General features: G+C 46.8%; 18 protein-coding genes and 1 riboswitch. Of the genes, 2 read left to right on the top strand and 16 right to left on the bottom strand.

Going from position 1 to position 17,261, the window contains the following annotated elements; translation table 11 throughout:
- Position 1: 1 nt before the first annotated feature.
- The 5 genes from MKX35_RS28385 to MKX35_RS28365 all read right to left on the bottom strand — a co-directional run bounded on the left by MKX35_RS28385 (position 2) and on the right by MKX35_RS28365 (position 4,270).
- On the bottom strand, positions 2-343 hold the full coding sequence (locus MKX35_RS28385; RefSeq protein ID WP_076284106.1) for a MaoC family dehydratase: 342 nt from the start codon (positions 341-343) through the stop codon (positions 2-4).
- A complete protein-coding gene (locus MKX35_RS28380; RefSeq protein ID WP_076298263.1) occupies positions 318-719 on the bottom strand; it encodes an FAS1-like dehydratase domain-containing protein in 402 nt (133 codons plus the stop codon). Before MKX35_RS28380 ends, MKX35_RS28385 begins: the two co-directional genes overlap by 26 nt.
- Positions 716-1,867 (bottom strand): thiolase family protein, encoded by a 1,152-nt coding sequence (locus MKX35_RS28375; RefSeq protein ID WP_076298264.1) that lies wholly within the window; start codon positions 1,865-1,867, stop codon positions 716-718. Before MKX35_RS28375 ends, MKX35_RS28380 begins: the two co-directional genes overlap by 4 nt.
- Positions 1,864-3,345 carry an AMP-binding protein gene (locus MKX35_RS28370; RefSeq protein WP_076298265.1) on the bottom strand — a complete coding sequence of 494 codons (1,482 nt, stop codon included), beginning with the start codon at positions 3,343-3,345 and terminating at the stop codon, positions 1,864-1,866. Before MKX35_RS28370 ends, MKX35_RS28375 begins: the two co-directional genes overlap by 4 nt.
- Positions 3,346-3,556: 211 nt before the next feature.
- Entirely contained in the window at positions 3,557-4,270 is a 714-nt protein-coding gene (locus tag MKX35_RS28365; RefSeq protein ID WP_042185630.1) for a queuosine precursor transporter, read from the bottom strand.
- Between the two features lie 10 nt (positions 4,271-4,280).
- A riboswitch (PreQ1 riboswitch) is annotated at positions 4,281-4,326 on the bottom strand.
- A gap of 343 nt (positions 4,327-4,669) precedes the next feature.
- Between MKX35_RS28365 and MKX35_RS28360 the strand changes: the two genes are divergently transcribed.
- On the top strand, positions 4,670-6,358 hold the full coding sequence (locus MKX35_RS28360) for a methyl-accepting chemotaxis protein (protein ID WP_042185629.1): 1,689 nt from the start codon (positions 4,670-4,672) through the stop codon (positions 6,356-6,358).
- Positions 6,359-6,416: 58 nt separating this feature from the next.
- Here MKX35_RS28360 and MKX35_RS28355 read toward each other — a convergent pair whose 3' ends face one another.
- The 8 genes from MKX35_RS28355 to MKX35_RS28320 all read right to left on the bottom strand — a co-directional run bounded on the left by MKX35_RS28355 (position 6,417) and on the right by MKX35_RS28320 (position 13,624).
- The gene (locus MKX35_RS28355; RefSeq protein WP_042185628.1) at positions 6,417-6,743 is read right to left on the bottom strand and encodes a YnfA family protein; all 327 of its coding nucleotides are present in this window, start codon (positions 6,741-6,743) and stop codon (positions 6,417-6,419) included.
- Positions 6,744-6,891: 148 nt separating this feature from the next.
- Complete coding sequence (gene cobS, locus MKX35_RS28350; RefSeq protein ID WP_076298266.1) at positions 6,892-7,707, bottom strand: adenosylcobinamide-GDP ribazoletransferase; 816 nt, start codon at positions 7,705-7,707, stop codon at positions 6,892-6,894.
- Positions 7,704-8,252 carry a bifunctional adenosylcobinamide kinase/adenosylcobinamide-phosphate guanylyltransferase gene (cobU, locus tag MKX35_RS28345; RefSeq protein WP_076284100.1) on the bottom strand — a complete coding sequence of 183 codons (549 nt, stop codon included), beginning with the start codon at positions 8,250-8,252 and terminating at the stop codon, positions 7,704-7,706. The genes cobS and cobU overlap by 4 nt, the downstream gene beginning before the upstream one ends.
- The gene (cobT, locus tag MKX35_RS28340) at positions 8,249-9,310 is read right to left on the bottom strand and encodes a nicotinate-nucleotide--dimethylbenzimidazole phosphoribosyltransferase (protein ID WP_042185625.1); all 1,062 of its coding nucleotides are present in this window, start codon (positions 9,308-9,310) and stop codon (positions 8,249-8,251) included. Before cobT ends, cobU begins: the two co-directional genes overlap by 4 nt.
- Before the next feature lie 92 nt (positions 9,311-9,402).
- Positions 9,403-10,566 carry an aminotransferase class I/II-fold pyridoxal phosphate-dependent enzyme gene (locus tag MKX35_RS28335; RefSeq protein WP_076298267.1) on the bottom strand — a complete coding sequence of 388 codons (1,164 nt, stop codon included), beginning with the start codon at positions 10,564-10,566 and terminating at the stop codon, positions 9,403-9,405.
- Complete coding sequence (locus tag MKX35_RS28330; protein ID WP_076298408.1) at positions 10,559-11,491, bottom strand: D-alanine--D-alanine ligase; 933 nt, start codon at positions 11,489-11,491, stop codon at positions 10,559-10,561. Before MKX35_RS28330 ends, MKX35_RS28335 begins: the two co-directional genes overlap by 8 nt.
- 19 nt (positions 11,492-11,510) lie before the next feature.
- A complete protein-coding gene (pdxR, locus tag MKX35_RS28325; RefSeq protein WP_042185623.1) occupies positions 11,511-12,962 on the bottom strand; it encodes a MocR-like pyridoxine biosynthesis transcription factor PdxR in 1,452 nt (483 codons plus the stop codon).
- Between the two features lie 125 nt (positions 12,963-13,087).
- Entirely contained in the window at positions 13,088-13,624 is a 537-nt protein-coding gene (locus MKX35_RS28320; protein ID WP_042185621.1) for an AAA family ATPase, read from the bottom strand.
- Positions 13,625-13,791: 167 nt separating this feature from the next.
- On the opposite strand from MKX35_RS28320, the gene catA reads away from it, so the two are divergent.
- Complete coding sequence (catA, locus tag MKX35_RS28315; RefSeq protein ID WP_076298268.1) at positions 13,792-14,451, top strand: type A chloramphenicol O-acetyltransferase; 660 nt, start codon at positions 13,792-13,794, stop codon at positions 14,449-14,451.
- A gap of 106 nt (positions 14,452-14,557) precedes the next feature.
- Here catA and MKX35_RS28310 read toward each other — a convergent pair whose 3' ends face one another.
- The 3 genes from MKX35_RS28310 to MKX35_RS28300 are packed head-to-tail and all read right to left on the bottom strand — an operon-like array spanning position 14,558 to position 17,011.
- On the bottom strand, positions 14,558-15,244 hold the full coding sequence (locus tag MKX35_RS28310) for a histidine phosphatase family protein (RefSeq protein WP_256716202.1): 687 nt from the start codon (positions 15,242-15,244) through the stop codon (positions 14,558-14,560).
- Complete coding sequence (gene cbiB, locus MKX35_RS28305) at positions 15,223-16,182, bottom strand: adenosylcobinamide-phosphate synthase CbiB (RefSeq protein WP_076298269.1); 960 nt, start codon at positions 16,180-16,182, stop codon at positions 15,223-15,225. Before cbiB ends, MKX35_RS28310 begins: the two co-directional genes overlap by 22 nt.
- 49 nt (positions 16,183-16,231) lie before the next feature.
- The gene (locus MKX35_RS28300; protein ID WP_256716203.1) at positions 16,232-17,011 is read right to left on the bottom strand and encodes an adenosylcobinamide amidohydrolase; all 780 of its coding nucleotides are present in this window, start codon (positions 17,009-17,011) and stop codon (positions 16,232-16,234) included.
- Positions 17,012-17,261 lie beyond the last annotated feature (250 nt).

Genomic DNA, 17,261 nt, shown 5'->3' with positions numbered 1-17,261 from the left:
ACTACACCTCTTTCACTGAAAAAGCTCCCGAAGCAATAACATCGCCTGCTTCTGTTGTAAGGGTCACTTTAACCAGGCAGTCATCCTCCGAAAAATCAAAAATCACGACATTATCGACCTCTATAGGCTTATGAAATTTCATATCATATTGAGTGATCCACTGTGCCTGATGCTCCTCGATATATAAGGATTGGGCTAATCCCATTAGATACATCCCATGCGCAATGGGCCGCTTAAATCCAGCCTCAGTTGCAGCATCCTCATCTAGATGAATAGCGGCCAGATCTTGGGAAGCTGCTGCATATTGCCGGATAGCCTCAGCAGTTATGCATTTTCTCATCATGATCATCACCTACCCGAATTAACACCGTTTCGGCAGTGACTATAAGCTCGCCTTCACATTTACAAACCAGCGTATGTGTGTAAAAGGTCAGCTTGCCCTGCCGGCCATCTTTTTGCACCTTGCTCGTTAATGCTAATTCACAATCTAATGTCATCCCTGCCGTAATCGGAGCTTGATATGAGAATTTCTGAGTGCCGTGAAGCAAGGGCTCTCCCTTGCTAAGCCAAGGAATATCGAAGGCCTGCCAAAAAATAATAGGCATCGTAGAAGGAGCAATCAGATTGCCATTAGTCGTCTGCACGGGTGCCTCAATACTCTGTGCGTAATCCGTTATCCACTCAGCAGTCATAAGAATCTGATGTCGGACGCTGTTCATTCCGTAACCTCCACAAGCGTAGCCAGCCCTAACCCGCCGCCAATGCCCAAAGTGGCAAGTCCCCTTTTATAAGGCGTATGCTGCATTTCAGCACATAAACGCGTCATTAAAATAGCTCCGGACGCCCCATATGGATGACCGATAGCTAATGCGCCTCCCCCAAGATTGACCTTTTCTTGTGGGATCTGAAGCTCATTCAGTGAGGCTAGAACTTGTGAAGCAAAGGCTTCATTAAACTCTACGATATCTAAATCGGCTATGGTCAGCTGTTGACGCTGTAACACCTTTTGTACAGCTGGAACTGGCCCCATACCTAAATAATTTGGATCCACACCTGCCGCTTGCGCATCCACTACACGCAGGATAGGCTTAAGCTTGAGTTGCCGACATTTCTCACGGGACATCATTAATAGAAGCGCCGCACCATCATTAATAGGACAGGCATTTCCAGCGGTGACGGTACCTTTTTCTTCAAAGATTGAAGGCAGCTTTCGCAGCTTGTCCAGGCTCGTATTAGCCCTTGGACATTCGTCGGTGTTCACCCACTCCCCCTCAACCAGAAGAGGTACAATCTCCTGCTGAAACCTACCAGTTTGCTGAGCATGAACGGCCTTCTGATGGCTTTTAAAGGCATATTGATCCTGCTCTTCTCGCGAAATCCCATACTTCCGCGCTACATTTTCCGCAGCAATTCCCATATCCGGATCACCGTAAGCGCTAGGTGTAAAATGAGCACGGGTATATAGCTGCGGAACCCCCATCAAGGTTTGGGGCTTAGCCATTTTCCAAGGGGCACGACTCGTGCTCTCAACACCGCCCGCTAAATAAATCTCACCTGCGCCACTTTGAATAAGCCGTGCTGCTATGTTAATGGCCTCTAGCCCAGAACCGCACTGCCGATCCACAGTAACGCCCGGAACCGAAACAGGCAGTCCCGCTTCAAGCGCAGCTACCCGGGCAATATTTCCACCCGGACCGACCACATTTCCAATAATCACATCATCGATCATATCGACGGGCAGGTTCGTCTCTGCCACAATATGCTGAATAAGCGGCGCCAGTAATGCTTCCGGCTCAAATGTACTTAATAAGCCGCCCATCCTGCCAATTGGTGTACGTTTTGCCATAACAATTACTGCTTCTATCATACCATCGCTCTTTTCACATAGTCTTTCATCGCTTGCCGGGCAATTTTGCCACTGCTTGTATAGATAAACTCATCAACTGTCAGCAGCTGCTTCGGCGCTTTGTAACTTGCTAAATACTGGCGACAATAATTCTTTATTTCGTCTATAGATAAATGCTTTTCACCATTCCATTTCACGAGGACTGCCAGCTGTTCTCCCCAATAATCGTCAGGGACGCCAAGCACCATTACTTCTTGTATTTCCGGAAGATGCTCCAGTACTCGCTCTATTTCCTCTGGATAAACGTTCAGCCCACCTGAGATGATTCTATTTTTCAAGCGACCCGCCAGATATAAATAACCAGCTTCATCCTGATAAACATAATCCTCCAACACAAGCCATCCCTCTCGAAAAGCTGCTGCGGTCTCCTTCGGCAATTGATGGTAGCCTAGAAATATCATATCACTTCGCACATATAACTGCCCAATCTCCCCCGTAGGGACTTCACGGAACTCTTCATCACGAATGGAAATTTGCACTCCGGGATAGGGCTTGCCTACAGAGTTCGGATTATGCTCTTCCAGAACATCCAAATAACTAATATAACTCGCTTCTGAGGAACCATAGGATTCATAGAGACGCGCTCCAGCGAACACTTCTATGCCCCTTTTTTTGGACAACTCCGACCACTTTGCACCTGAGCTAATAATCGCATCAATCTGCGTCTGCCCAGGAACAGCCTGCTGCATCATGGATTCAAGCATTGTCGGTACAACAAACAACACCACACCCGGAATCTGCCTGCACAGCTCTAACACCTGTGTGGAGCTAAATTTTTGCGTAATATGAAAGTTTGCTCCACCATACAGACTCTGCATTACAGCGAACAAGGACAGCGAATGCACAAACGGACCCGGTGCTAAAACATCACTCATAGAGTTCAATTCAAAGGCAGCACTCGATACCTCAAAGCTCTTTAACCACGATAAATGGGTACGCATATATCCTTTGGGGAGCCCCGTTGTGCCTGAAGTAAAGCCGATAAATAATAACTCATTCGTCTCATCCAATTCAGCTTCTGGCTTCAGAGCCTTCAACCACTGATCATAGGAACCTGTTCGTTCATTTGAAAAAGTCAGCGTTGGGATGGCTTGGTCCTTGAAGACCAAATTCTTTGCAGCTTCCGGCTCGGCAAAAATCATTGTCGGCTGGCACTGCTCTATAATAACCCGCAGTTCATTTGCACTCCACTTGGGATCTAAAGGAATGGGAACACAACCTGCATAAATAGCCCCCAAGAAAACCTCGACAAATTCAATGCGATTCGTAGATAAAATAGCGATTTTGTCATGCTTAAGGCCCTTTTTCTGTAGACCATTGGCAATTCTCCGCAGCGCTTGCACTAATGTTGCATAGGTATGAGTTGCTTGGTCATGGGTTAAGGCAATGCTGTCGGGCTGGTCTGCTGCATGACGCAGTATAGGAACTACTAGATTCATCCTTCACCACACCTATTCGTAATTTCTGTGACTACCGATTATGTACACTCTCTTCGCTCGGGATACAATTAGAATGGCTACGATAGCTTATTTTAGCTTTATATTAATTTTATGTACATATTTATATGGAACGAGATTGAGCCCTCTTACGACTAAAAAAATCAAACAGCGCGCATCGATTATGATCGGTACGCGCTGGCTGTATTGTTGTTTATTCCTTCTTATGAGCGGATGATGGTATTCCATCTTCAGCAAAAGTAAAAGTTCGGGCGATATATAAGATAGGTGTGCTTACTGCGGTTAGTAAGAATTTCGCTAGATACGTTGTAAGCAAAATTTCAAACCACACACTCCAGTTATACAACCCAGCAAATGCAATGGTACAGAAGATTAGTGTATCCACAAAGGAGCTAACCATCGTACTGCCGTTGGAACGAATCCACAACTGACTTGAGGTGCTGTAATATTTGCGAATCCAGGAGTACAACCGAACGTCTAGGAACTGACTAATGAAGTAAGCAGTTAGACTACCCAACGCTAGTCGAGGCATCAGACCAAAGATCGTCTCCAAAGAAGACTGAGCAATATCGGTCTCTTGCGGCTTAAATACTAGTACCATTTGCATAATGACTGTCGTCATAAGCAAGGTGAAGAAGCCAAACCAAACCGCTTTACGTGCTTCTGCTCTTCCATACTTCTCATTAAGCAAATCGCTGGTCATATACAAAGTGACATACATCGTATTTCCGAGTGTCATCACGATATCAAATGGCATAGCAATCGTCTTAGCTACCTGAATGTTTGCAATTACAGTAGCGATACCTACCCAGGCATACATTCCACTTTTGCCGAACAGGCGGTAACAGAGTAGAAAAAAAGCAAAATTGACAATAACAAATAAAACTCCCCACATCAAATTAAACATATTGCTTAAACTCCTCCTAGTTTTGTTTACGCGGGATGGTTACGAACCGCGGCTTACATTAAGTTTTGGAACAAAACATTAATACTCTATCACACTGTCGTCAAACAATCCATAAAAATAAACAATTTATGAAATGGGTATTTATACCCATTTTTATTAACTAAAAATAAAAGTGTCAGTAATAATTCATCTTTTTCAGAAAAATATGCTATATAAACTAAAACTTTCACTATTCATCCAGAGGTTAATTCTATAGAATAGTATCAAACACTTCATTCCCGATCCATTTAGTTGATATATTACATAACTATGGAATATATTGCAGGTTGCCAGTCAATAGCAGTCGGTAGGGATATAAAGAAATGGGGCTTCGCTGCCCATAAAAAGGGGGAGAACAATATGTTTCGTTTCAAGCAGTCGATCAGTCGCAGATTTACGCGTTTATTATTTGTAGTTCTATTACTCACGTCTCTTTTGTTAAGTACCAGCTTCTACTTTATATCCACCAGTATTTTCAACAGCTATGTCATGCCACAAATCAATCAAATTCTAACTGCAGCTGCTCAGGACGTATATAAGAATATAAATACAATGCATGCTCAGCAAGCACTAAAGAAGAACGAACAAGCAGCCACCAATCTTGAATTCTATTTCCAGGATAAGAGAAAGCAGCATGGGGTTGAGACTATTTTTCTACTCAATCTAAAAGGCAAGGAAGCTGAGGTTCTGTCTGTAGATCATGATGCAAAATTAAAGCCGGAGGAAATTGTTAAAGTATCCTCTGCAATGCAGCAAGCTCTTAAAGGAAAGAGTGGACTAAGCGATACATACAAGGACTCGCATGGTGTACATAAGTCAGCTTATATCGGAATTCCCGGAAGTACGATGGTTATCGGAATAAGCAGTGATGTAAGCTTTATTCAAGAAAAAACAGACAGTATTCTGTGGACTAGTGCCGGGATCACTCTGCTAACGCTGATCATAGGCTCAACTGGTGCCTGGTTTATGAGCATGCGGATTACTCGTCCTATCTCAAAGCTTGCAGCTTACAGTGCCCGTCTTGCAGAGGGAGATTTCACAGAGGAATTAACGGTTAAAGGCAGTGATGAGGTAGCTCAACTGTCCAGAAGTTTCCAAGCAATGACCCTGCGCCTAAAAGAAATGATTGGACATGTACTCGTCACCTCAAATACTGTGGTCACCGATTCCAATTCTTTAAGGGAACGTGTTGAGGTCCTAAATGAAATGGCAGACCACTCTAGTACATCTGTTGTAGAAATTGGCAAAGGTAGTACGACCATCGCGAGCAGCGCTCTAGATAATTCAAAAGCTATGGAAGAAATCAATTTCGGCATTCAGCATATTGCTTCAGCAGCCACCGAAGTCACTGAGCAGATCAGCGAAGCTTCCGCTGAAGCGATTGGCGGTAATGAGATTGCCCAAAGTGCCGTTCTGCAAATGCGCCATGTTGAACGTGCCTCCCTGCAGTCGCTGGAGCAATTACAAGTTATGAATGAACGTTCAGTAATGATCGGAGAAGTCGTTCATAGTATTACTGAAATTACGAAGCAAATCCAAATGCTGTCGCTCAATGCTTCGATCGAAGCAGCACGTGCAGGAGAACATGGACGCGGCTTTGCCGTGGTTGCCGGAGAAGTACGCAAGCTTTCCGAACAATCCCGTAATGCGAATGAGCAGATTCGTGATTTCCTACTCGGACTTCAGGAAGATATGAATCGCTCCGTTACTGAGATGAACCATGTGAATTCTGAGGTAGCCTCCGGGGTAGGCAAGGTGGCAGAAGCGGGCGATGCCTTCAATCACCTTCTGATTCTGATCCAAAGCATCAATCAGAATATTCAATCCGTATCTGCGGCGACGCAGCAAATCTCAGCAAGTACAGAAGAAGTTAGTGCTTCCGTTGAGGAAACCGCACAAATCACTTCAAGATCCCAAGAAAGTGCGGACACACTATCCGAGAACTCCGAGCGCCAACGTATAGAGCTTGAAGGACATGCAGTAACCGTGCAGCATCTATATGAGCAGGCTAAGAAGCTTCAGGAAGCTGTGCAACAATTTAAGATCTAAAGCTTAGGCTTAAATAAAAACAACCCGTTCACACGAAAGTGTTGAACGGGTTGTTTTGTTAGTGTCTCGGCGCCCAAAGAATGACCGAAACGCCGATCACACAAATAACAGCACCAACCCAGTCATATACATCGGGTGTTTTCTTGTCTACTAGCCAGCCCCATAACACAGCGAGCACGATAAACACCCCGCCGTAGGCTGCGTACACTCTTCCGAAGGACGGAAACTTCTGCAACGTAGGGATGATGCCATAGCTTATCAGAATCAAAGAACCTACCAAACCGTACCAGAGAGGTCTTGATTCTCTTAGCCATAACCATACTAAGTATCCGCCTCCGATCTCAGCAAGGCCGGCAATTACAAATAGTAGAATGGCAGCAACCATGTCATCCCTCTTTCCTATTAAACTCTAAAAATATCACTATGTGGACCTGCAAGCATCCGGGCCACCAAACAACTGGAACCACAGGCATCAAAAGAGGATAAAACCAGATTGAGCCAGCTGGCTACTATGCGTCACCCGCAGGAGCCACTCACATGAAATTGTGCTGGAGCAGCACTAATACTAGTAGGAGCATAGCCTCTAGCAGCTCATTCAGCGCGCCATACACATCGCCGGTGAGCCCGCCGAGCCGGCTGCTAATCCGCCGCGCAGCAACGGTGCCGCTGGCCAAGGCCGCAGCTGGCAGCAGTAACGCTGCCGCCAGATGCAGCGGCCACGCGGCTAAGCCAGCGCCGAGCGCCAGAGGCGCACCGGCTGCGGCTAGCGAGAGCAGCGCGGCTATCGCCAGCGCGCGCCGCTCATGCGAGGGAGCGAGGCCGGCGAAGCTCGCGGCCAGCCCCTCGTTCCCGCGGGCAATGGGATAACGCACCATTGCCCGCACCATATACCAGCGGCTCCAGATCGCTGGCAGCAAGAGCAGTGGCAGCTCGTAATAGGCGTAGCCTTCGATTAATGCTGCCACTAAAGAGGCCTTTAACAGCAAGAGCAGCACGCAGGCGAGCACACCCATCGCACCCACACGGCTGTCCTTCATAATCTCCAGGATCCGTTCCCTTGGTCGGTAGCTTAGCAGACCATCGGCGCTGTCCATCCAACCATCGAGATGCATGCCGCCAGTAAGTCCTACCCATAAGATGAGGGTAATAACAGCTGCTGGCCAAGCCGGTAAAATCCAACCCGTCAAAGCTGCCCCAGCAGCTACGCACAGTCCGATAGCTGCACCCACCACAGGATAGAACAGCACACTTCGGCGCAGCAGCTCAGGAGAAAATCCAGGGTCACTCTTTACAGGAAACCGGGACAAAAACTGAAAGGCAGCCGCGGCAGCATCCCTGCGCTCCCTCATAAACGATACTCCCTGCTCTTGAGTTCAATTGGAATGCCCGCAGTCACTAAAAAAACCTGCTCGCATTGCCGAGCAAGCAGCGCGTTCATACGTCCTGCCAGATCACGGTACAATCGGCCAAGCGCATACTCCGGAACAATACCGTCTCCAACCTCATTAGTGACCAAAATGAGGTTTCCTTGAAATGTGCGCACACTGTCTTCAAGTCTTGTAATTTCGCTCTCAATCAACTCTTGCCTATCCGTAAATCCTTCCATGGCTAGCAGTACATTCGATAACCACAACGTTAGACAATCTACGAGAACCGCCTTTTCACCAGATAAACGCTTAAGAAGATCTGGCAAATCATAAGGCTCCTCTAACGTCTCCCAAGCATATCCGCTTTGCGAGCGCTGTTGCTGATGTAGTGCAATCCGTTCATTCATTTCATCATCAAACGCTTGTCCGGTTGCAACATAGAAGGCCTGATCTGCCAGTGACGACATCAGTTTTTCTGCAAAACCACTTTTCCCGCTACGCGCCCCTCCCGTTACAAGAATACTCATTGTTTCCCAGCTCCAGAGATGCCTGCACTTTCAAAGGTGGCCATTTCGCTCAAAATGCGGCATATCGCCTCAATTAAATGAAGGGACAATACGCCTCCAGTTCCTTCACCCAAACGAAGACCCAGGTTAAACAACGGTTCAAGCCCAAGCCGCTCCAGCATCAGCTTATGTCCTTGTTCTCCTGATAGATGGGAGCCTATCATATAAGCAATGGATTCTGGCGCAAGCGCCTTCGCCACAAGAGCTGCCGCACCCGAAATAAAACCATCCAAAATGACAGGTACCCTGGCAGCAGCTGCGCCAAGAATCAGACCCGTCAAACCGGCGATTTCCAGTCCCCCTACTTTGGACAATACATCCAGCGGATCTGCCGGATTCGGCTGATTCACCTTTAAAGCGCGTTCCACAACTGCAATCTTATGTAGTAAACGTTCATCATCAATTCCCGTTCCTCTTCCAACGGCTACTTCAGGTGGTATTCCTTTTAGAGCACACAGAATAGCTGCGCTAGCCGTTGTATTCCCTATGCCCATTTCACCTGTAATAAAAATCTCTGTCCCGTTCTCAATCGCTTCTTGTGCGATTCTTATACCTACAAGCACAGCATTCATCGCTTCTTCACGACTCATCGCAGGTCCCACGGCTATATTATCCGTTCCTCGGCGCACTTTACAATCAATCAGATCCTCATGACTAAGGTCGCCGTTAACACCGATATCTACGAACTTTACCTCAGCCCCAGCTTGACGTGCCAGTACATTCACAGCCGCTCCTCCGCTGAGAAAATTATAGGCCATCTGCATTGTGACTTCCTGTGGAAACGCGCTAACTCCCTCGCAGCATACACCGTGATCGGCAGCCATCACAACTACCGTTCGTTTGGTGAAACTAGGCTGCTCCGTACCCGAAATTCCGGCGAGCTTAACGGCCAGCGTCTCCAATTGTCCCAGGCTGCCCGGTGGTTTAGTTAGAATGTTCAAGCGGTGCTCCGCCTTTAGGAAAGACTGTTCATCCGCTGGTGTGATTCGTTTAATTACTTCTTGAATAGATGAAATCATATTTTAACCTCCAATTAAAGATATCCGTATAACCTATTCTATCTTATCTACACATAAAAGCCCCCATCTATGATAGATGGGGACCACTAGAATTACAACTTCACTTTCATAAATCCTTCGATTCTCTCCAGCGCTTCCGTCAATTTTTGTAGGGATGCTGCATAAGAGCAGCGAATATACCCTTCTCCACCCGCTCCAAACACATGCCCCGGAACCGCAGCAACACCAACCTCCTTGAGCAGCTGCAAAGCGAAAACTTCTGACTTCATTCCGGTATTAGCGATGGAAGGAAAGACATAAAATGCACCCTCCGGCTCGTGGCACGGTAAACCAATAGATCGAAATCCACTAACCAGCAGCTTTCTTCGCTCATCAAAGCATCGTTTCATGTGGTCCTTATGCTCCATACCGTTCCGCAGTGATTCAATGGCAGCGATTTGACCTAGTATTGGAGCACACATCGCAGTGTACTGATGGATTTTGAGCATCGCAGCAATTAATTCCTGATCACCACAAGCATAGCCTACTCTCCAGCCAGTCATCGCAAAGGCTTTGGAGAAGCCACTAATGACAATCGTTCGTTCCAACATCCCAGGAAGGGAGGCAATACTGACATGCTGACTATCATAGGTTAGCTCGGCATAGATTTCATCTGAAATGACAAGTAAGTTACTCTCTTTTACAATCTGTGCAATGGGTAGCCAATCCTCGTAAGTCATTACTGCTCCTGTAGGATTAGTCGGAAAATTAACCATAAGAATCTTGGAACGCGGGGTAATCACCTGCCGCAACGCTTCAGGAGTAAGTTTAAAACCCTGCTCGGCTGAAGATTCAACCTCTACCGTAATCCCACCGTTCAAATGAGTAATCGGCGAATACGCAATATAGCTCGGAGAAGGGACGATAATCTCATCCCCGGGTGTAATAAAGGCCCGCAGAGCCAAATCCACGGCTTCACTGCTCCCCACTGTAACCATAATCTCGTTAGTTGGCTCATAGCGGAGATTGAAGCTTGTGTGCAGATAAGAGGCGATCTCTTCTCTAAGCTCCAACAAGCCGGAATTTGGTGTATACATCGTCTCCCCATTATTCAAAGCACGAATACAGGCAGCTCTTACATGCTCCGGTGTAACGAAATCAGGCTCGCCTACACCAAGCGATATAATATCCTGATTCCCTGTACTTAGGTCAAAAAAAGCCCGAATCCCCGAGGGAGCAATCTCCCGTACACGCGGAGTAATCCATTCATTATGCATGACTGAGCACCTCTTCTTTCGGACTCTTTTCTGTTAGGGAAAGGGAAATGATCTCGTCCAGCAGTCCGCTGAAGGTGTAACCTGCCGCTTGCGCGCTTTTTGGTAAAAGACTCGCCTTCGTCATGCCCGGTAATGTGTTCACCTCCAGCACATATGGAATACCATCCTTAATGAGCATATCCACCCTTGCGTACACGCTGCATTTTAGTGCTTTGTAGCAAGTTAAGGCTGCATCACGTACTCGCTCATACACCTCAGCTGGTAGATCAATGACCCGTTCGTCTGCCCCGCCATCTTCGTATTTCGCACTGTAATCGAACCACTCCGCATGCGCCGAGGTGATTCCCAAAACGGGCAGCATCTCTCCATTTAGAATAGAGCAAGTAATTTCCTGGCCTTGAATGTAGCTCTCGATCAGAATCGACTGATCACAAGCAAAAGCCTTCTGTACTGCGCTCAACAGCTCCTCGCTACTGCTCACCTTTTCCATACCGATACTCGAACCGCCTGCACATGGCTTCACCATAACAGGATATCCAATCCGCTCTACGGCTTCTTGAGAATAATCCTTCATACTATCCCAGCACAGCCAATCCGCCGTATTGACGCCTGAGCAGCGCATAAGCTTTTTGGAAAGATCTTTATCCATACAAATGCTGCTAGACAAAACGCCACTACCCGTATAAGGAATCCCCATTGTCTCCAGCGTCCCCTGAACCGTACCGTCCTCTCCGTAAGCTCCGTGGAGCGCAAGCAGCGCGATATCGATTCCTTTTGCCTGCTCAATAAGCTCTTCACGCTTGGTAATCACTATTGGAGCAACCTCATATTTATTGGGATCTAGATTCTTCAAAATCTCTCTACCGCTATTCATGGATACCTCATACTCTGAGGACACCCCGCCCATAATTACGCCTACCTTCATCTTCATCTCAAGCACCTCTTTATCCCATTAGTTGTCGTGCTGTTCTGCCAATAATCTCGATCCCCTTGCGGATATCCTCATCCGTCACTCTGGAGAAACCGATCCGTATCGTATTTTGACCTTTACCGTCAGTGAAGAATATATCTCCTGCTGTAAAAATAACCCCTTGTTCATGACAGGCCGCTAGCAGCGTCCTTGTATTAAAGCCCTCCGCAAATGTTACAAAAAGATGCAATCCGCCATCCCCTGATAACGCCGTATAAGGAATAAACTCCTTACAGCATTGCAGGGTTAATTCATATTTTCGTTTATATTCCGCTCTGGCTTTTTTCAAATACTTCTCTAAATGGCCACCTAATAAGTACTGATACAAAATGGATTGATCCAGCGTCGAGGTATGAATGGTGCGTGCGCGCTTGACGCTTTCGAGAGAATAGATCAGCTCCTGATCTGCCAGCACCCAGCCTACGCGTAGTCCCGGAAATAATACCTTTGAGAAGCTACCTAGATAGATCACGCTGTTGCCGCTCCCTGCTGCTGCGATAAGTGGAGCCACATGTGAGCCCGAATAGCGTAACTCCTCGTTAAAACCATCCTCGATCACTGGTATTTGGTACCGGTTCATCAGCTTCATTAGCCTCTGTCTTTTCTCGGGAGACATTACAATGCCGGTCGGATTATGATAAGAGGGGACAAAGTAGGCACAGTCAAAAGCTTGCTCCTGCAATGCCTTCTCCAGCTCAACCAGATCAATCCCATCACGCTCCATAGGAATCCCGGTGATCTCAAAGCCATTCAGCTTCAGATTTTTGATCGCCGTATGATGCGTTGGATTCTCACAGATGACCGAACCATTCTTTTTGCTAAGTGCTGACAATACAATATCGAATCCCTCTGTAAAGCCATTGGTGATCAATATATCCTTGCCTTTCATTTCAACGCCTTTGTGCTCCATGTACTGCTTCAAATAGTCTATTAAAGGCTTATACCCTTTGGCATATCCATAATTTAGTAAGACGTTGCCTTCCACCGACATACGATCCATAAAGGAGCGTTTCACATTATCTAGATCAAAAAGACTCTCATCAGGCGCGATGCTCGTGAAGGAGATCGTCCCCTTCTCCGCTCGTATGCCGCGCTTCATGATATCCAGATCCTCCGCCAGCCGCGCATGATCATTGATACGCGTCTTCCAGTCCATCGTCCAGGAAGAGATTGTTTCACTGCCGGGAGGTGTAGGTGCCACATAACTTCCCTGACCCTGCACGGCATACGCAAATCCATCATCCTCAAGCTCTGCATAAGCAGAGATTACGGAGTTGCGGCTAACCTTAAGCAATGTGCTGAGTTCTCGTGTAGAGGGCAGCTTTTGATTGCCTTGCAGACCGCCTTTTATGATTAAGTGCTTCATATAGTCTTTAATTTGTATATACACCGGCCGTCCGGCTATGAGCTTAAAATCCTTAAACATCTCTCAATCGCCCCCATGACTATCATGGCACAATCACTCGCTTAAAAAAAGAACCACAGCCATGGGATTTTAATCCGGCTGTGGTTCTATAAGAGGACAAATGCCCAAAAAATCAAGTTATAGATCTATGCTTCGATCACAAGCTCCCCTTCTCCAGCAGGGATCTCAAAACCATTTAAAAACCGGGTTAGTATGTCCTCAGTAATCGGAAATGCGGCATTGGCGTCAAAACGTTCACTCCGGATAAGCAGTCGCTGACGCAATTCATCTGGCTGAATTTTTAAGTGAATCAGTTCCCACACGCCACCATAACTCTCAATAAGTTGCTTGTAATCGTTCCGTCTCTGACGTTGCCAGAAGCTGAAATCGATGACAACATGATGTTTTGCCTGAAGCAGATTCACCAGCTCCCCCCGCAGCTTTATCTCCGACTCTTCTTTATAGGACTCATAATTCTGCTCTGGATAATCCACCCCGAAACGTCCGTGCGTGGCCCAAATATCTTCATCTATCGAAAGCCTGGCGAATCCCTCTTTCTCCAGCTTTTTAGCAAAGGTTGTTTTACCCGACCCCGCTACACCGCACATCATCACTACGATGGAAGCAACACTCGTACGCTTTTGCTGAAGCAATTTTTCAATAACCAACTTTTCACTCAGCATTATAAATGCATCTTCCTTCCACTTGATCTAGTTTAATTACGGCGATGATGATGGTATACTCATCGTTACAAAATACTTTCTCAAAGGATTGTGATAAGGATATGGTGAAATCAGTCCAGCAGACCTCCTAAAATGAAAAATGAAATAATTTTAGGAGGTCATAATAAATGATTTTTAACCCGATTGTCATTGATAACTGGAGTAGAAAACCCTATTTTGAACATTATTTAAACAATGTCAGATGCACCTATAGCATGACCGCAAATATTGATATCACCCTTCTACTATCAGAGCTTAAGCATAAGGGAATTAAGCTGTACCCAGCGCTAATCCACATGATAACTACGGTGGTAAACCGTCACAGTGAATTCCGCACTTGCTTTGATTCTGAAGGTAGATTAGGTTATTGGGATAGCATGTCACCTAGTTTTACAATTTTCCATGATGATGATAAGACTTTTTCAAGCATCTGGACTTCGTACGGTGAAAAGTTTAATGATTTCTATAACCGTTATCTGGATGATATGAAAATGTACGGAAGCGTGAAACAATTTATCGCTAAAGCAAACGAACCACCGAACACCTTCCCTATTTCTAGTATTCCGTGGGTCAGCTTCACGAGCTTTAACCTGAACGTGTATAACGAGGGAACCTTCCTGCTTCCCATCTTTACTATAGGAAAATATTTTCATCAAGACAAAAAAATACTATTACCAATATCGGGGCAATTCCACCATGCCGTGTGCGACGGTTACCATGCCAGCATGCTGTATAATGAATTGCAATCACGTGCAGATACCTATAAGGAATGGTTACCTAACATCTAATTATCCACTTTATTCTGCTGAGGGCGAACGATAGTTTAAACATAAAGGGTTCCACATATTAGGTATGGCTAATATGTGGAACCCTTTTTTTCATTTGATTTTCTCATCAATCTCCCGAAATATCTGCCGACCATTGCCCGTTCTGCCAAAATAGCCTGAGTACCATTGCTGTTCCCGGAGAAGGTGCAACTGCGCTGTAGAATGTGACACCAGGAATTAACTGTGCAAGGAAATTCCGAATAACACCACCATGTGTGACTACCAACACCCTGTTTGTTATTACCTCAGCCTTTTTTTCACTAATTGCAGCCTGCACAAATGTATCCTCAGCCCCTCGCCCCAGATCTGACAGGAAGCTACGCAACCGTTCGTCAAACTGCGCCCATGTTTCACCATCCGGTGGTGTAACTGTGGAAGGATTATCAATCCAGCTTCTATACAGTGAGTTATCCTTCAATTCCTCATAAGTGCAGCCTTCGAAAGCTCCAAAATTCATTTCGCGCAGACGCGGATCGTAGACAGCCACCTTCTCTAAAGAAGGAGAAATGTAAGCTAGAGTCTCCCGACATCTAAGCAAATCGCTGCAAAATACACACCAAAAATCATTCGATACTTCAGACTGCTGCTTAAGCTGAGATAGCTGCTCTACTGCACTAGATAGCAACGGGAGATCCGAATGTCCTAAGTAACGATGCTCAGCATTCCACTGAGTTTGCCCGTGGCGAACAAGTACTAATTCTAGCTCTATAGAAGGAAACGCCATGTCTAGCATTAGCCCCCGATCCATATCCATGCCACAACCGCGCATAAGCCTACAAAAATTGAAGAGGAGAGCATCATCATCCGCGAGGTCTGAATAATATCGTCCGGCTCCATCGCTCGTACCGGATCACCCATATAGGCTCGGAAAGAAGCGACACCATGATAGACGTTCTCTCCTCCGAGACGGATACCAAGTGCGCCCGCAACAGCGGATTCTGGATAGCCGCTATTTGGGCTTGGATGGAGACGCGCATCCCTCTTCACCATTTGCAGACAATTGCGCCAATCCAGACGAAGCAGCCATGCACACAGTGCTAAGAGCAATGCCGTAATCCGTGCTGGAATGAAGTTGGCAACATCATCAAGCCGAGCGGATGCCCAGCCGAGATCTCGGTATTTATCATTCTTATATCCCACCATGGAATCGAGTGTGTTTACTGCTCGATAAGCCATAGCAAGCGGCGCGCCACCGATGAGCGCATAGAACAATGGAGAAATAATCGCATCGACGATATTCTCTGCTACAGTCTCTACCGTGCCGCGCACAATTTCCGGGGAATCTAGCGAAGTCGTATCACGCCCCACGATCATCCCCAACGCCTTGCGGGCAGCAGGGATATCGCCCTTCTGCAATTCCACATACACCGCCATCCCTGCATCCTTTAGTCCCTTGGAGGCAATCGTGGTTGAAATCAACCAAGCCTCGGCTATCCAGACGAGCCACGGTGAGATATATGACAGCAGCCATAGCAGAATGGCTGTCAGTGCCCAAGCACCACCCACCACACATAGCGGAAGTAACACCCCTGCTCTGCGCAGGCTTTGCGGGTGGGACCATAAACGACGGATCGCCCGCTCCAGAGCCGTGATTGCTTTGCCCATACCGATTACGGGATGGGGCAAGCTACGCGGATCACCTACGATCCGATCAATTACATAAGCCGCAAGCAGTACTAAAGCGATTGTCACAGGCGATCACCTCTGTACATTCTCCAGCAATTCCAGCTACCTATTCTCATTAGCTGTCCTTCCTTGCCTGAACCGATAGCAAACTCCCTGTCACAGCGCTATATACAAGACGCCCGATTGCGCCCCCAAGATCGGTAGCGGTTCCGGCGTAAACATGCTCTGCCTTGTACCGCCCACTTTGGCTCACAGCGAGCACTATCGCATCCGTAGTTGTTCCGGTAGCGATCAGCCCATTCTCGGGATCGGTAATCCCGAGATCGGCCAGAGCAGCAGCTTTGGCTTCGACAGCTGTCTGCACAGCATTGACCATGGCCGCCGGTGTCAGGCAGCCATCAATACCTAGCATTATGTTAATCGTACCCGGGCGATAAACAGCCAGCACATTGCGTTCCACACCCGCGCGCGCAGCATTTCCTGCGGCGGCAGTAACGCAAACAAAAATACCCGCTGAGCCGGTGTCTTCCTCAGCTACCGCTGCATGCTCAAGTGGTACAGCCGTCATCAGACCGGTACAGCCAGACATTGAATAACCCCACTCGCGGAGCTTATTCTCCATATCCTGAACAGGATCACTACATTCATAATTGCGGTCAACATATAAATTGACGGCCCTCTCTAGCCGATTCATTCCTCCACCATAGAACGCACTCGATAAACCATCTGCTTCAGCAGGTAGCTCTAGTAGCAGATGGTTTCCCTTCCACTGTAAAGCAAGCCCTGGCCAGATGGCCGAATGGTACTCTTTTACGCCTCCTGCGAGGTTAAATGGAATCTTTACTTGCACCATATATCGATCTTGCTCCTTCCACAGCACATTACTTTTATCCATTCATCCAACCAGCTTCGCGGTCGCGCCTGTACTTCCCCAACCGTCTCACTTAGAAACTACAGTAAATGACTATCTGCTCTAAAATCTACTCCAACACATGCCCCTAATTTCAGCTCTGAACACATATTCAATATCCACTCCACAGATACTCGATTTCTACTACAACATACTCCAATATCCACCTAAAAATCCGTCCCTCACCCATCTATTGCACTTTATACAATAGATTCAGCTTTATTCACTGGCAAAA

Source organism: Paenibacillus sp. FSL R5-0923 (genome assembly GCF_038009145.1).
GTDB lineage: Bacteria > Bacillota > Bacilli > Paenibacillales > Paenibacillaceae > Paenibacillus_AQ.
Note: the sequence above shows the minus strand (reverse complement) of the source record. Positions and strands in the feature narration are given on the sequence as shown.

Excerpts from the sequence above, each read along its gene's own strand:
- MKX35_RS28385 (WP_076284106.1), bottom strand. The coding sequence starts at position 343 with ATGATGAGAAAATGCATAACTGCTGAGGCTATCCGGCAATATGCAGCA.
- MKX35_RS28380 (WP_076298263.1), bottom strand. The coding sequence starts at position 719 with ATGAACAGCGTCCGACATCAGATTCTTATGACTGCTGAGTGGATAACG.
- MKX35_RS28375 (WP_076298264.1), bottom strand. The coding sequence starts at position 1,867 with ATGATAGAAGCAGTAATTGTTATGGCAAAACGTACACCAATTGGCAGG.
- MKX35_RS28370 (WP_076298265.1), bottom strand. The coding sequence starts at position 3,345 with ATGAATCTAGTAGTTCCTATACTGCGTCATGCAGCAGACCAGCCCGAC.
- MKX35_RS28365 (WP_042185630.1), bottom strand. The coding sequence starts at position 4,270 with ATGTTTAATTTGATGTGGGGAGTTTTATTTGTTATTGTCAATTTTGCT.
- MKX35_RS28360 (WP_042185629.1), top strand. The coding sequence starts at position 4,670 with ATGTTTCGTTTCAAGCAGTCGATCAGTCGCAGATTTACGCGTTTATTA.
- MKX35_RS28355 (WP_042185628.1), bottom strand. The coding sequence starts at position 6,743 with ATGGTTGCTGCCATTCTACTATTTGTAATTGCCGGCCTTGCTGAGATC.
- cobS (WP_076298266.1), bottom strand. The coding sequence starts at position 7,707 with ATGAGGGAGCGCAGGGATGCTGCCGCGGCTGCCTTTCAGTTTTTGTCC.
- cobU (WP_076284100.1), bottom strand. The coding sequence starts at position 8,252 with ATGAGTATTCTTGTAACGGGAGGGGCGCGTAGCGGGAAAAGTGGTTTT.
- cobT (WP_042185625.1), bottom strand. The coding sequence starts at position 9,310 with ATGATTTCATCTATTCAAGAAGTAATTAAACGAATCACACCAGCGGAT.
- MKX35_RS28335 (WP_076298267.1), bottom strand. The coding sequence starts at position 10,566 with ATGCATAATGAATGGATTACTCCGCGTGTACGGGAGATTGCTCCCTCG.
- MKX35_RS28330 (WP_076298408.1), bottom strand. The coding sequence starts at position 11,491 with ATGAAGGTAGGCGTAATTATGGGCGGGGTGTCCTCAGAGTATGAGGTA.
- pdxR (WP_042185623.1), bottom strand. The coding sequence starts at position 12,962 with ATGTTTAAGGATTTTAAGCTCATAGCCGGACGGCCGGTGTATATACAA.
- MKX35_RS28320 (WP_042185621.1), bottom strand. The coding sequence starts at position 13,624 with ATGCTGAGTGAAAAGTTGGTTATTGAAAAATTGCTTCAGCAAAAGCGT.
- catA (WP_076298268.1), top strand. The coding sequence starts at position 13,792 with ATGATTTTTAACCCGATTGTCATTGATAACTGGAGTAGAAAACCCTAT.
- MKX35_RS28310 (WP_256716202.1), bottom strand. The coding sequence starts at position 15,244 with ATGGATATGGATCGGGGGCTAATGCTAGACATGGCGTTTCCTTCTATA.
- MKX35_RS28300 (WP_256716203.1), bottom strand. The coding sequence starts at position 17,011 with ATGGATAAAAGTAATGTGCTGTGGAAGGAGCAAGATCGATATATGGTG.